Raw genomic sequence first — 12,561 nt, forward strand, 5'->3', positions numbered from 1 at the left:
TTCTCGGCGGGGCTACTTCTCCGGGTAGATGTCCCCGGCCGCCATGGCGCTCTGCTGCTCGCTCCGGTCCCGGATCGTGCGGGACTTCTTCTCCAGCCGCTCACGCTCGTGCGGGTCGCTCGCGCGCTCCGCGGCCTCGGCGAGCTGCTGGGCCTTCTCACGCATCTGCCGAGCCAGGTCGGCGGGTTCGTCCGAACCGCTCATCACCACATCACTCCTTGGTCGCTGGAGACCCCCAGGGCGTGTCCCCAGCCAACCAGCGACCGGCCGCCTGCGCATCCCGCACGGGCGGTCAGTCCGGCTGTCGGCCCAGACGCCGCCGGAGCGCCCGCAGCCGGGGGTGGCGCGCGTGCGCCTCGGCCGAGCGGCGGTCCAGCTCCTCGCCGAGGCGCTTGGTGCGCTCCTCGATGTCGAGTTCGGCCAGCACCCGGTCGATCTCGGCGAGCAGAGCACCGTGCAGCTGCCACTGGCGCGGGTGCTCCTGAACGTCCTCCAGCAGCAGGTCGGCCACCTGGTCGCGGGTGGCGCGGCTGCGGACGAGCGCCTCGGCGAGCCGTTCCTCCGCCGCCTCCGCGTCGGCGGCGAGCTGGGTCGTGACCAGGACGGCGAAGCTCTCGATCGCCTCGGCGAGCCGGCCGAAGAGTTCCCGGAGCAGTTCCGTCACATCGGCCGGGAACAGCGACTCCTCGGTGCGGGCCTTCGCCAGGTCGGTGAGGGTGCGGGACAGGACGCGCAGGACGACGGCGCAGATCTCCAGCGTGTCGAGTCCGGTGCGCAGGACGACCCGGTGGAGCAGCCCTTGTCTCACCCTGGGGTTGAGGGTGAGACTCTCCTCCGCCTGTCGCAGCGAGGCGTCGACCTCCACGATGTCGTGGTCGAGCCTGCGGGCCTCGTGGAGCCGGGCGGCGGCCCGGGACACGGGGTGGTTCCCCACCACCTCCTCGCCCATGCTGCGCAGCATCGTGCCCATCCGGGCGGCCAGCGACTCGATGGAGGAGCCGGCCGAGCCGACCCAGACGGGCGGGGCGAGCAACAGATTGAACAGGAGCCCCACGACGGCGCCGATCAGCGTCTCCCACACCCGGTCCCAGGCGGTGTCGGCGACCTGCGAGACGCCGAGGACCAGCATCGCGCTGATCGCCACCTCGGGCACGAACTCGTTGACCCGCACCAGCCGCCCGATCAGCAGCGAGGTGAAGATCGTGAGGCCGAGGCTCCACCAGCTCAGGCCCACCAGCGAGCTGAAGCCGATGGCGATGAGGACGCCGACGATGACCGAGTTCACCCTGCGGATGCCGGTCGTGAGGGTCGCGTAGAGCGTCACCTGGACGACCAGGAGCGCGGTGAGGGGTGCGGTCAGCGGGGCCGGTTCGGGCAGGAACCAGACGGCCACGGAGTAGGCGATGACGGCGGCCGCCGTCGAGCGCAGCGTCTGCACCCCGGCGGGTTCGGTGGTGCGCTGCACGAGTTTGACGACGGGGGCGGAGACTCGGGGCATGCCCTGACGGTGCCCCGAATCGCCTCGCCGCAGCGCTCTCCCGGCCCGGGCTCCGCCGTACGGCCCTGTCGGTCCGCCCCCGGCTCCACGGCCCGGGTGGCACCGGGGGCCTGCCGGGACGGGGTGCGCGGGGGCGCGGTCGGAGAGACCCTGGAGGCATGGCTGTTCTGCTGAATCCCCCAGGAGAGACACCGCCGGCCGAAGGCTCCATCGGCGAGGCGCACGAGGAACGCGCGGACGGAGGGCTGTGGGAGCACCCGGGCGTCTGGACCGCCCTGATTGTGATCGGTGCGCTCGTGGTCGCCGGATTCTTCCTCGCCCGGATCTTCGGCTACGGATGAGCCGCGAGGTCTCCGCCTCGGCGCGCCGGATCACCGACGCGCTGCTGGAGGGCTACGGGCGGACGTACGCGGCGGAGGCGGGTGTCCGGCTGCGCGACACCCCGCAACCGCTCTACCAGCTCCTGGTGCTGAGCGACCTGCTGAGCGCCCGGATCCGCGCCTCGGTCGCCGTGGCCACCGCGCGGGCGCTGTTCGCGCAGGGTATGCGCACTCCGCGCCGGATGGCGGACGCGAGCTGGCAGCAGCGTGTGGACGCGTTGGGCGAAGGCGGCTACCGCCGCTACGACGAGCGGACCTCGACCCAGCTCGGGGAGGGCGCGGAGCTTGTCCTCGACGTCTGGAAGGGCGACCTGCGGCGGCTGCGCGCGGAGGCGGACGGTGACGGCGGGGCGTTGCGGGCGGGGCTCCGGCGGGTTCAGGGGATCGGTCCGGCCGGGGCCGACATCTTCGTACGCGAGGTGCAGGATCTCTGGCCGGAGTTCGGGCCCTGGTTCGGTGCGAAGGGCGTCCGGGGAGCGGAGCGGCTCGGTCTGCCCACCTCCGCCGGGAGGCTGGCCGAGGTGGCGCGCGGCCGGGACCGGGCGGCGTTCGCCGCTGCGCTGGTCAGGGCGGCCCTCGACCCGGAGATCGCCGGGACGGTCCGGGAGGCCGCCCGAGCACGGAAGTGAGCGCCGCGCCCGGCTTCCGGCAGCCGGAGGCACACCCTCAGAACCCGGCGCCCGAAGGCGGCCCGCAGAGCCCGCCCGACCGGCCCGAAACCATGGCCAGGCCCACCAAGAGCCCGGCGCCGGATCTGCGAGCGGCCCGAGGGCCACCCCAGCGAGAGCGCCCGTGCCGTACGGGACGGCACGGGCGCCTCGCTTCTCTCAGCGGTGGGAGGCCGCCCGCGACGCTCGTGCCAGGGCCTCCGCGCGGCGGGCCTCGGCCTGTTCCTTCCTGCCCTCGGCCTTCATCCGCTCGTCCTCGAGGGCGATGCCGTCCGATTCCTTGATCATGCCTTTGAGCCTCCGCGCCTTGGCACGGGCTATCTCGGTGCTCTTTCCCACAGCTGCCTCCATGCCGCGAGGGAGATACGCGCTTCTCCCTCCACTATGCATACCCGCGCGGCGGAATGCAGGGGGCTACAGCAGCGGATCCTCGTCCTCGTCCGGTCCGCCGCCCTCGACCCGCAGCGCGAGGTCCTGGAGGACGTCGGCCGAGGACACATCGGTCTGCCCGGAGTCGTGGACCTGGGCCAGCATCGTGAACGCGAGGGTGAACGCGCTCACGAGCTGTTCGACCGCACCGCCGACCTCACGCCCGACGACGGTGACGACCTCCTCGACGGAGAAGTCGTCGGGGATGGCGATGTGGGGCATCGTCTCGTTGAGCAGGGCGGTGACGGCGCCCGCTCCCGCGTCCAGATCTTCCCGTTCGAGGTCCGCCTCCAGCAGACGCTGCATTTCGCGCGCCTCTGTGAGGATGCCGATCACGCGCTTCACGACTTCCCGTTGCTCCATGGGCGCGAGCATAGGCCGTGCAACCCGGTCGCAACGTCCGGTCGAGTTGACTTGCGTCCGGTTGTCGCAGTGTCGCCTCGGCCGAGAAGGGGCAGGTCCATGGAGTGTGACCCGAAATCTTCCGCCGTCGAGCTGACTCCCGCCGCGGCCGGTCTGCTGCGACGGCTGCGGGCGGACCACGGTCCGCTGATGTTCCATCAGTCGGGCGGCTGCTGCGACGGCAGCGCGCCGATGTGCTACCCGGCCGGTGAGTTCCGCACCGGGGCCGCCGATGTGCTGCTCGCGTCGCTCGCCGTCGAGGGGGTGCCCGAGGCCGTGCCGTTCTGGATGTCGCGGAGCCAGCACGAGGTATGGGCCCACACCCGGCTGATCGTGGACGTGGTGGAGGGCCGTGGCAGCGGGTTCTCGCTGGAGGCCCCGGAAGGGGTGCGCTTCCTCGTCCGCTCGCGGCTGGCGGACGGATGAGGAGGGGTCGCGCCGCCGCCCGACGTCAGGACGCGCCCCTTGAAGTGTCCACGGAAAGCCGAAGGGTTTCGCGGGCACGACACACCGCCGCGACACCGGGCCGTGTGCCGCCGCGCCCGCGACGCACCGCGCCTGGCTCTATCCGCGCGGCGGGGGCTTGCGGTGCGAGCGGTTCTCCAGCATCGCCCGGCGGATCCGGGCCGCCGCGGCCTGGGCGTGCTCCGGGGTCGCGGTGTGGTCGGCGACCGAGGTGACGAAACGGTGCAGCGGCTGCCGGCAGCGGGTGCACGGGGTGTCGGTGGTGACGCGGTGGCCGTCCTCGCACTGCGGGTCGGAGCAGGAGCCGGGCATCAGCAACTGCTCGGCGATCTCCTGGGCGCTCCAGCGGCGGCGGCCGTCCTCGTCCTTCTCGTTGAGGGCGTGGGCCCAGCGCAGGTTCCAGCGGCGTTCGATGCGCTCCCGGAGAAGCCCCGCGCTCCGGTTGGCCAGCTCCTGGTGGATCAGGTCGTGGACGGTGCTCGGCACCCGGCCGCCGAGCGCCTGGAGGAGCTGTTGCGGCAAGGCCTGGAGGACGTAGCCGCGCGGATTGCTCTTGGCGCTCTCGCGCCAGCGGTCGCAGGCACAGGTTCCGTCGGGCCGTTTCGGGGCGTGGCAGCGGCCGCACAGGCCGCGGCACTCGGCGCAGAGCCCGCCGTCGAGCCCGTCCAGATGGGGTGCGGGCGCCCGGCCGCAGGACTGGCAGCAGGCCGCGCACGGCCCGCAGAGCCGTTCGTTGCCCGCCTTGGTCGTCCAGGTACGCGTCTGACACCGGCAGCAGAGGCCGGTGTTGCAGTACTCGTGGTGGGCGGCGCCCGAGTGCCGTCCGGGTGGCGGGAAAGACATCTCCCCATTGTGCGGGATCGCGGGGCGTCGCGTGGACGGCCCGGTCGGGCGTCAGGGGTGCAGGCTGCTGACCAGGTTGGCGGTGGCGCCGATACCGTCGTGGATGGTCGGCGCCATGCTCGTACTGGCCATGAGGAACCCCAGCAGGGCGCAGACCAGCGCGTGGGAGACCTTCAGGCCTCCGTTCCGCAGGAAGATCACAGCCAGGATCGTCAGAAGCAGCACCAGTGAGATCGAAATGGCCATGGCCAACCTCCTCCGCCGCGCCGGATTTGCGGCTTTCGGCCGCCAGTGTGGCGCAGCGGAGAGGCTGTTCGGCGCACTGGCGTGTCCGCCGAACGGGTACTTCCGGGCCGATGGGCGTTACGGGGTCGGAGCGCCGTTCCCACGGGCGCGGAGGAAGCGTTCGAGTCCGGCCAGATCGTCGGTGTTGAGGTGGTCGACCCCGGCGGCGAGCAGTTCGGACCAGACGGCCTCGCGCGCGGGGCCCGGCAGGTCGGGCGTGGCCCAGAAGCGGATGCGGCGGCCCTCGCGGTGGGCGGCGGTGACGAGGGTGTGCAGCCGGTCACGCTCGGCCCGGGGAAAGGGGCCCGCGCCGAGCCAGCCGAAGCTCTGGGTCCAGTTGGCGCTGACGAGCGGGGCGAAGGAGGCGGGGGCCGCGGTGCCGAGGTCGTCGAGGCGGCCGTCGTAGAACGCGTACCGGGTGAGCTGTGCCTCCATGGGGGCGCGGGCCGCGCGGTCGCCGGAGATCACCGGGGTGACCGCGCCGGGGTGGACGCGGCCGTGGCGGTAGCGGGTGAGGATGCGGTGGTGGCGGCGCAGTTGCCGGTCCAGCTCGGCGTAGGCGGCGACGCCGTCGGCCTTGATGTCGATGAGGAGTTGCAGCGGGGTGCGATGGTGCGGGTGGACGCTGCCGCGGCCGGCCCGGACCAGGGCGGCGAGCGGGTCCAGATAGAGCGAGGCGAGGGTGCGGGTGGGGTCGAGTCCGGCGGGCTCGTGGGCGACGAGCAGATCGCCGTCGACGAGGAAGACGTCCGCCTCGACGCTGGTGAAGCCGTGCGCGAGCGCGTCGTGCAGCGGCCGGGGGTGCAGATAGTCGTTGTGCGCGTGGGCCTGGCGTAACGGACGCGGGCCGCGCGGGCGGGCCGGTGCGGCGGCCGCCGTCGCGGTGGGGACGGCGACGCCCGCGGCGGCGGTGGCGAGGGCGACGGTGAGCGCGCGGCGGCGGGTGAGGTGGGCCATCGGGACTCCCTGAGCGGTGGACGGGGTCGCGACGAGTATGGGGGTGCGACGGGCACGCCCGTCAGGTACCTGACAGGTGTTCGGCGATGTTTCACGCCGTGGCCACCTCGGGCGCGCGTCGCCGGTCGGACCCGACCGGCGGAGGACTCCCTCGGCAGAAGGTTCCTGCAGCTGGATTCCTACAGTTGTCTGAGATGGTCGCGCAGCCGCCGGGCGGCTTCGGCCATCAACGCGTCGACGCCCGGCTGTGCGCCCGCCGGGACCGACGACTCGGTCAGGACGGCGATGGCGAAGCTCTGTCCGTCGGCGTGCTCCACGACGCCGATCTCATGTCTGAGGTTCAGCAGCGTGCCCGTCTTGGAGGACCATCTGCTCGCGTCGGAACTGAAGTCCGGGGTCAGCCGATGGCGCAGCACGTTGTGGGCCAGGAGGTCGCGGAGCCGTGCGGCCACTTCCGGATGGATCTTCGACGGGGTCCACACGGCCTGGAGAAGGTCGACGAAGGAGCGTGCGCTGCCGGTGTTGGCGCGGGTCGTGTCGAGTTGGGGCACCCGGTGGCCGCGGCCGCTGGTGCCCGCGTCGATGGCCAGCGCGTGGGCGAGGTGCGCCTGGTCGGCGTCGAGACGCTCCATGGGCGTGTCGAACAGCTCTCCCGTACGGTGTCGGACCATGATCCCGCGCAGCTCGGACTCCCGGAGGAGGTCGGCGACCCGGGCGGGCGGAGTGAGGTCGAACAGCGCGTCGGCGGCCGTGCCGTCGCTCAGGCAGGTGCTGAGGTAGAGCAGGTCGTCGATCGCGATCCGGGCGGGGTGCCGGAAGCGGCTGAGGCCGGTCGGGCCCGGTGTGGTGACCCGGCCGGGCGCCACGTCCAGCGGGGTCGCACCGTCCAGCTCGCCGCGCCGGATGCGTTCGAGCGTGGCGAGCGCGAGCGGAACCTTCACCAGGGAGGCCGACGGCAGGTCCGTGTCCGGCTCGATGCCCAGCTCCTCCCCCGTGTCCAAGTCCCGTACCAGCAGGCACGCGCGCAGGCCGCCTTCGGACAACCGGGCGCGCACGTCCCGCAGAAGAGCCTCGGTGTTCATGCCGCCTCCCCTCCCCCGGCGTCCGCCGGATCGTCCGCGTCCAGGCAGCGGGCGATGGCCTCGCCCAGTCGTGCCTCCATCGGCAGGGGGTTGCCGTCCGCCACCACCGTGAGGGCGTAGCCCCGGCGCAGCGTCATCTCGCCGATGGGGTGCCAGGCCAGGGCGAGTTCCTCCGCCTGTGCGCGGGAGCACAGCAACAGGTCGTCGGAGCAGAGGGCTTCGGCCGCCGCGGTCGTCAGGTCCGGTGCGGCGAGCACCTGCGCGGGCCGCAGGCCCACCGCGTCCCGCAGTCGCGTCAGGGGATCGCGGATGTGCGGTACGTCGTCCTCCGGCTGGATCCAGACCCGGCGCGCCGGTCCGGGCGAAGCCCGCCCGAGCCGCAGCGTCTCGACGTAGATCCGCCGCACCCCGCTGTCCCGCGCCCCGGCCAGCCCCAGCGGCACGGACCAGGGCGCCCCTTCGGCGGGCACGGCGAGCAGACCGGCACGCACCTGCTGTGCCTGGACGAGTTCCCTGCGCCGCGCCGGCCCGGCGGTCCTCAGGTCGAGCCGAACACCGTGCCCCCGCGCGTCGGCGACCAGGCGGGCCAGGGCTGACGTGGAGCAGATGGTGGGGACGGCCAGTCGCCAGGGCTTGTGCTTGACGGTCTCGGCCTCGTCCAGCAGCACGTCGGCGGCCTGGACGAGCTGTCCGGCGGCGGCCAGCATATCGCGCCCGAAGGGGGTGAGCACCGCCCGCCGTGACGTGCGCTCGAACAGCTGCTCGCCGAAGCGTTCCTCCAGCGCCGCCACCCGGCGGCTCGCCACCGACTGGGACATCCCCGCGGCGGCGGCCCCGTCGGTGAAGCCGCCGTACTCGCTGACGCTGACGAATGCCCGACACGCTCCGACCAGATCCACGCCCCCGAGCCTATGCGGTTTCGGCATGGAAACGCGCATGAGCGTATTGGACCGCATGACCGGAGGGGACGAAGGTGGCTTCGGCAGGCATGATCACGTACCGGTACGGAGCCGTGCGGCACCGTACCCGATGCGCTCCGGTCCGGAGCGCCAGGAGGTTTCGCCCATGCATCACCCCCGCGTCAGGACCGCCGTCGCCGGTCTGGTCGCCGCGCTCTCCCTCGTACCGCTGGTGTCCTGCGGACAGAACGACTCCGTCTCCCGGGACTCCTCCGCCAAGCCCGCCGCGAGCACGTCGGCCGCCGCCGCGAAGCCGTACGCCGAGGGCTTCGAGAAGCTGGAGCGCGAGTTCGACGCACGGCTGGGCGTGTACGCCGTCGACACCGGCACCGGACGCGAGGTGGCCCACAACGACCGGGCCCGGTTCGCCTACAACTCGACCTTCAAGGCGCTCCAGGCCGCGGTCGTGCTCAGCACCTACTCCCTGGACGGCCTCGACAAGCGGGTGACCTACACCCGTGAGGACCTGGTCGCCAACTCCCCGGTGACCGAGAAGCACGTGGACACCGGCATGACACTCAAGGAACTGTGCGACGCCTCCGTGCGCTACAGCGACAACACCGCTGCCAACCTCCTCTTCGACCACGTCGGCGGGCCGAAGGGCCTGGACGCCTCGCTGGAGAAGCTGGGCGACGACGTCACGCGGATGGACCGGGAGGAGCCGGAGCTGAGCCGTTGGGTCCCGGGCGAGAGGAGGGACACCTCCACGCCCCGGGCGCTGGCCGAGGATCTGCGCGCGTTCGTCCTGGGCAAGGCCCTGCGCGCACCCGAGCGGGCGCAGCTGACGACGTGGCTGCGGACCAACACCACCGGGGACGCGGTGATCAGGGCGGGTGTTCCCAACGGCTGGGTCGTCGGCGACAAGACCGGAACCGGCAGCTACTACGGGGCCCGCAACGACATCGCCGTGGTGTGGCCCCCGGACTCCGCTCCCATCGTGATCGCCGTCCTGTCGCACCGCGGTACCAAGGACGCGGAGCCGGACGACCGGCTGATCGCCGAGGCGGCCTCCGTGGTCGTCGACTCGCTGTCGTCCTAGGGGTGTCGTCAAACCGCCGTCGTCGCCCGGCAGGCGGCGGTCCGACGACAGGTCCCAGGGGTCACCCGGCGGCTGCGGCCGGTGCTTTCCCGGTGTCGCGCTCGCCCCAGCGGACCGTACGGTCGCACCAGCGTTCCAGCAGCACCCGGTCGTGGCCGACGGCCAGCAGGGCGGCCCCGGACTCGGCGCGGTAGCGCTCGACCACGGCGACCAGGGCCGCTGTGGTGGACGCGTCGAGCATCGCCGTCATCTCGTCGCAGATCAGCAGCCGGGGCTCCAGCACCAGGGCCCGGGCCAGGCAGGCCCGCTGGAGCTGGCCGTCGCTCACCGCGTGCGGCCGGCGCTCCAGCAGTTCGTCGGAGAGGCCGACCAGCGGGGCCAGTTCCGCCACCCGCCCGGGAACGTCCCGGCGGCGCCCGGTGGACCGCAGTGGCTGGGCGATCAGTTCGCGCAGGCTGAGCCGGGGGTCGGCGGAGAGCCGGGGCTGCTGGAAGACCACGCCGACGGCCGTGCGCTGCGCGCGCGGGGCGCGGTGCCGCCAGCCGCGTATCACCGTGCCGTCCAGGGTCATGGTTCCGGCGTCCGGGCGGTGCAGCAGGGCCGCGACCTTGGCCAGAGTGGACTTGCCGCAGCCGCTGGGGCCCAGCAGCCCGACCGCCTCACCCGCCGCCACGTGCAGCGACACCTCGCGGACGACCGGGTCGCGGCGATCGTAACCGGCGGTGATCCGGGTCAGCTCAAGCATCGGCGGCCTCCTTGAGGGGGTGCGTCCGGCCGGTCGGCGCGTGGTGGCAGGCCAGGTCCGCCTCGAAGGCCGGACGCTCGTCGGTGCAGCGGGCGTCGGCGTAAGCGCAGCGGGCCGCGAAGGCGCAGCCCTCGGGCAGCGCCCCCAACTCCGGCGGCATCCCGGGGATCGGGGCGAAGTCCCGCTCGGGCAGGGCGTCCAGCAGGCCCCTGGCGTACGGGTGCCGGGGGCCGGGCGCGCCGAAGAAGCGCGGGGCGTCCGCGATCTCGACGATCCGGCCGGCATACATGACGGCGACCCGGTCGGCGATGCGTTCGGCGGCGGCCAGGTCATGGGTGATGATCAGCAGCGCCCGGCCCTCGTCGGTGTGGCGGCGCAGTTCGTCCACGGTCCGCTCGACGAGGTCCCGGTCGAGTCCGGTGGTCGGTTCGTCGGCGAGCAGCAGCGGGGCGTCGCCGATCAGGGCGAGGGCGGTCGCGGCGCGCTGGGCGAGGCCGCCGGAGAGCTCATGGGGGTAGCGGTCGAGGTGGCCGTCGGGGAACGAGGCGCGGTCCGCCGCCGCCACGGCCGCCCTGCGCAGTTCGCTCCCCCGCACCCCGGTCAGCTCGCGCAGGCTCTCCTCCAGCTGGGCCCGGACGGTGCGCACGGGGGTGAGATGGGCGGCGGGACTCTGCGGTACGAGGCCGATGCGCCGTCCCCGTACCGTGCGGGCGAGGGTCCGTTCGTCCGCGGTGAGCAGATCCGTGTCGCCGCCGAGCACCGCGCTCCCGGTGGTGGCCGCGTTGGCGGGCAGCAGTCCGAGCAGCGCGGAGGCCAGGACGGACTTGCCGCAGCCGCTCTCGCCGACCAGGGCCAGGCACTCCCCCGGTGCGACGGAGAAGCGGGCGTCGGCGACGGCGGCGATGTCCCGGCCGCCGCGCATCCGGAAGCGGACGGAGAGGTCCCGGACGGCGAGGGCGGGCACCACGGTGTTCTCGCGGGCGTCGGTCACAGCATCAGCTCCGATTTCCGGCGCGGGTTGATCCGGTCGCGCCAGGCTCCGGCGAGTCCCGCGAGCGCGAGGGTCGGAATGATCAGGAAGAGGCCGGGGAAGAGGGTGGGCCACCAGTCCCCCGCGAGCAGCGAACCGCGCGCGGACTGGACGAGGTTGCCGAGGCTCGCCTGATGGGCCGGGAGGCCGAGCCCGAGGAAGGACAGCGCGGACTCGTGCCACATCGCGTGCGGCACCATCAGCACCGCGGCCAGTCCGGCCTGCGGCAGCACCCCCGGCAGCAGGTGGCGCACGATGACCCGGGTGCGCGACGCGCCGCCGGAAATGGCCGCGTCGATGAAGGGGCGCGAGCGCAGCGAGAGCACCTCGGAGCGGACGATCCGGGCGGTGGAGATCCAGTGCGTCAGGGCGACCGAGATGATCACCGGCCAGACGCCGGGCCGGAACATCGCGACGATGAAGATGCCGAGCAGCAGATGCGGGATCGAGGACAGGGCGTCGACGACACGCATCACGACCCGGTCGGTCCAGCCGCCGAACACCCCGGCGAGCGCGCCGATCGCGGTGCCGATGACGGTGGCGGTGAGGGCCGCGACGAGGCCGACGAGCAGCGAGACGCGGAGCCCGTAGACGCAGCGCAGCAGGAGGTCGCGACCGACGTCGTCGGTGCCGAACGGGTGGGCGGGGGACGGCGGGGCGAGCTTGTCGGCCAGGTCGACGGCCTGCTGGTCGAGCTGGGCCAGCGGCGGCACGACGAGGACGGCGAGCGCGACGGCGATGACGATCGTGGCCGAGGTGACGATCCGGACGCGGCGGGTCGTGCGGCCGGGGAGGGCGAGCGCGGTCTCAGCCATCGAAGGCCACCCGGGGGTCGGCGAGTCCGTAGAGGAGGTCGGAGAGGAGGTTGCCGAGGAGTACGGCGGCGGTGGCGAGCACCGTGAGCGCGGCGAGCAGCGAGAAGTCCACCGAGGTCGCGGCCTCGACCGTGGCGGCGGCGATGCCGGGCCAGCTGAAGACCGTCTCGACGAGCAGGGCGCCGGTGATGAGTTCGGGGACGCGGGAGCCGATCAGGGTGAGCATCGGCAGCATTCCGGAGCGCAGGGCGTGGCCGAGGAGCACGGTCCGCTCGCTCAGGCCCCGCGCGCGGGCGCCGCGGACCGGGTCCTCGGCCAGGGCGTCGGCGACCCCTTGGCGTACGTACAGAAAGAACCAGGGCAGTTGGGAGACGCCGAGGACGGCGGCGGGCAGCACGAGGTGCGAGGCGACCTGGCCGAAGGTGACGACGTCGCTGGCGGCGTCGGTGAGCCCGCCGGCCGGGAGGACGTCCAGTTGCAGGGCGAAGAACCAGATGGCGAGGAGCCCGAGCCAGAAGGCGGGGGCGGCCTCCAGGGTGTACGCGACGGAGCTGACGCACCGGTCGAGCCAGCCGCCGGGCCGGCGCGCGGCGAGGACGCCGAGGCCGGTGCCGAGCAGGATCGCGACCAGGAAGGCGGTGGCGGCGAGCAGGACGGACCAGCCCATGCGCTCGGCGATGACGTCGGCGACCGGCTGGCGCATCACGCTGGAGTCGCCGAGATCGCCCCGGAACGCCGAGGTCAGCCAGTCCCACCAGCGGGCGACGAGCGGCTGGTCGACGCCGAGGTTGGCCCGCAGCTGGTCGAGGTTCTCCTGCGACGCGGTGAGCCCGGCGGTGCCCGCATAGGCCTTGACCGGGTCGAAGGGGGATGCGGCGGCGACGGCGAAGACACCGAAGGTGACGGCGCCGAGGACGGGGACGGCGAACAGGACCCGCCGGCCCGCCATCCGCGCCATCGGCCC

17 protein-coding genes are annotated in these 12,561 nt (G+C 73.3%); 4 read left to right on the forward strand and 13 right to left on the reverse strand.

Translation table 11 applies throughout. The annotated features are described in order from the left end of the window. Positions 1–12: 12 nt before the first annotated feature. Entirely contained in the window at positions 13–204 is a 192-nt protein-coding gene (locus AC0VY3_RS19110) for a DUF6381 family protein (RefSeq protein ID WP_030081958.1), read from the reverse strand. Positions 205–292: 88 nt separating this feature from the next. Continuing rightward, entirely contained in the window at positions 293–1,498 is a 1,206-nt protein-coding gene (locus tag AC0VY3_RS19115) for an FUSC family protein (RefSeq protein ID WP_103508532.1), read from the reverse strand. 158 nt (positions 1,499–1,656) lie between these two features. Here AC0VY3_RS19115 and AC0VY3_RS19120 point away from each other — a divergent pair, with 158 nt between their 5' ends. Together AC0VY3_RS19120 and AC0VY3_RS19125 are read left to right on the forward strand one after the other, a co-directional pair. Beyond that, complete coding sequence (locus tag AC0VY3_RS19120; RefSeq protein WP_103508533.1) at positions 1,657–1,839, forward strand: DUF6480 family protein; 183 nt, start codon at positions 1,657–1,659, stop codon at positions 1,837–1,839. Further along, positions 1,836–2,507 carry an endonuclease gene (locus tag AC0VY3_RS19125; protein WP_475550120.1) on the forward strand — a complete coding sequence of 224 codons (672 nt, stop codon included), beginning with the start codon at positions 1,836–1,838 and terminating at the stop codon, positions 2,505–2,507. Before AC0VY3_RS19120 ends, AC0VY3_RS19125 begins: the two co-directional genes overlap by 4 nt. 198 nt (positions 2,508–2,705) lie before the next feature. Here AC0VY3_RS19125 and AC0VY3_RS19130 read toward each other — a convergent pair whose 3' ends face one another. Both AC0VY3_RS19130 and AC0VY3_RS19135 read right to left on the reverse strand, forming a co-directional pair. Further along, positions 2,706–2,885: a hypothetical protein gene (locus tag AC0VY3_RS19130; RefSeq protein ID WP_103508535.1), complete on the reverse strand. Its 180-nt coding sequence runs from the start codon at positions 2,883–2,885 to the stop codon at positions 2,706–2,708. 75 nt (positions 2,886–2,960) lie between these two features. Further along, positions 2,961–3,350: a hypothetical protein gene (locus AC0VY3_RS19135; RefSeq protein ID WP_030081948.1), complete on the reverse strand. Its 390-nt coding sequence runs from the start codon at positions 3,348–3,350 to the stop codon at positions 2,961–2,963. An 87-nt stretch (positions 3,351–3,437) separates the two neighbouring features. Between AC0VY3_RS19135 and AC0VY3_RS19140 the strand changes: the two genes are divergently transcribed. Continuing rightward, positions 3,438–3,803 carry a DUF779 domain-containing protein gene (locus AC0VY3_RS19140; protein WP_103508536.1) on the forward strand — a complete coding sequence of 122 codons (366 nt, stop codon included), beginning with the start codon at positions 3,438–3,440 and terminating at the stop codon, positions 3,801–3,803. A 138-nt stretch (positions 3,804–3,941) separates the two neighbouring features. On the opposite strand, the gene AC0VY3_RS19145 is transcribed toward AC0VY3_RS19140, so the two are convergent. From AC0VY3_RS19145 to AC0VY3_RS19165, 5 genes are all read right to left on the reverse strand, one after another. Next, complete coding sequence (locus AC0VY3_RS19145; RefSeq protein ID WP_103508537.1) at positions 3,942–4,685, reverse strand: hypothetical protein; 744 nt, start codon at positions 4,683–4,685, stop codon at positions 3,942–3,944. Between the two features lie 51 nt (positions 4,686–4,736). Then, on the reverse strand, positions 4,737–4,931 hold the full coding sequence (locus AC0VY3_RS19150) for a hypothetical protein (RefSeq protein ID WP_030081942.1): 195 nt from the start codon (positions 4,929–4,931) through the stop codon (positions 4,737–4,739). 117 nt (positions 4,932–5,048) lie between these two features. Further along, the gene (locus AC0VY3_RS19155) at positions 5,049–5,927 is read right to left on the reverse strand and encodes a phosphatidylinositol-specific phospholipase C/glycerophosphodiester phosphodiesterase family protein (RefSeq protein WP_475550121.1); all 879 of its coding nucleotides are present in this window, start codon (positions 5,925–5,927) and stop codon (positions 5,049–5,051) included. Between the two features lie 179 nt (positions 5,928–6,106). Then, positions 6,107–7,009: a serine hydrolase gene (locus AC0VY3_RS19160; RefSeq protein ID WP_475550122.1), complete on the reverse strand. Its 903-nt coding sequence runs from the start codon at positions 7,007–7,009 to the stop codon at positions 6,107–6,109. Then, on the reverse strand, positions 7,006–7,908 hold the full coding sequence (locus AC0VY3_RS19165) for a LysR family transcriptional regulator (protein WP_475550123.1): 903 nt from the start codon (positions 7,906–7,908) through the stop codon (positions 7,006–7,008). The genes AC0VY3_RS19160 and AC0VY3_RS19165 overlap by 4 nt, the downstream gene beginning before the upstream one ends. A 166-nt stretch (positions 7,909–8,074) precedes the next feature. On the opposite strand from AC0VY3_RS19165, the gene bla reads away from it, so the two are divergent. Next, complete coding sequence (bla, locus tag AC0VY3_RS19170) at positions 8,075–9,007, forward strand: class A beta-lactamase (protein ID WP_475550124.1); 933 nt, start codon at positions 8,075–8,077, stop codon at positions 9,005–9,007. 61 nt (positions 9,008–9,068) lie between these two features. On the opposite strand, the gene AC0VY3_RS19175 is transcribed toward bla, so the two are convergent. The 4 genes from AC0VY3_RS19175 to AC0VY3_RS19190 are packed head-to-tail and all read right to left on the reverse strand — an operon-like array spanning position 9,069 to position 12,555. Then, on the reverse strand, positions 9,069–9,752 hold the full coding sequence (locus tag AC0VY3_RS19175; RefSeq protein ID WP_103509860.1) for an ABC transporter ATP-binding protein: 684 nt from the start codon (positions 9,750–9,752) through the stop codon (positions 9,069–9,071). Continuing rightward, positions 9,745–10,743 (reverse strand): ABC transporter ATP-binding protein, encoded by a 999-nt coding sequence (locus AC0VY3_RS19180; RefSeq protein ID WP_475550125.1) that lies wholly within the window; start codon positions 10,741–10,743, stop codon positions 9,745–9,747. The genes AC0VY3_RS19175 and AC0VY3_RS19180 overlap by 8 nt, the downstream gene beginning before the upstream one ends. Next, positions 10,740–11,597: an ABC transporter permease gene (locus AC0VY3_RS19185; protein ID WP_475550126.1), complete on the reverse strand. Its 858-nt coding sequence runs from the start codon at positions 11,595–11,597 to the stop codon at positions 10,740–10,742. Before AC0VY3_RS19185 ends, AC0VY3_RS19180 begins: the two co-directional genes overlap by 4 nt. Next, on the reverse strand, positions 11,590–12,555 hold the full coding sequence (locus AC0VY3_RS19190) for an ABC transporter permease (RefSeq protein WP_181010916.1): 966 nt from the start codon (positions 12,553–12,555) through the stop codon (positions 11,590–11,592). Before AC0VY3_RS19190 ends, AC0VY3_RS19185 begins: the two co-directional genes overlap by 8 nt. Positions 12,556–12,561: the final 6 nt, after the last annotated feature.

This window comes from Streptomyces sp. iso_384 (assembly GCF_056172905.1).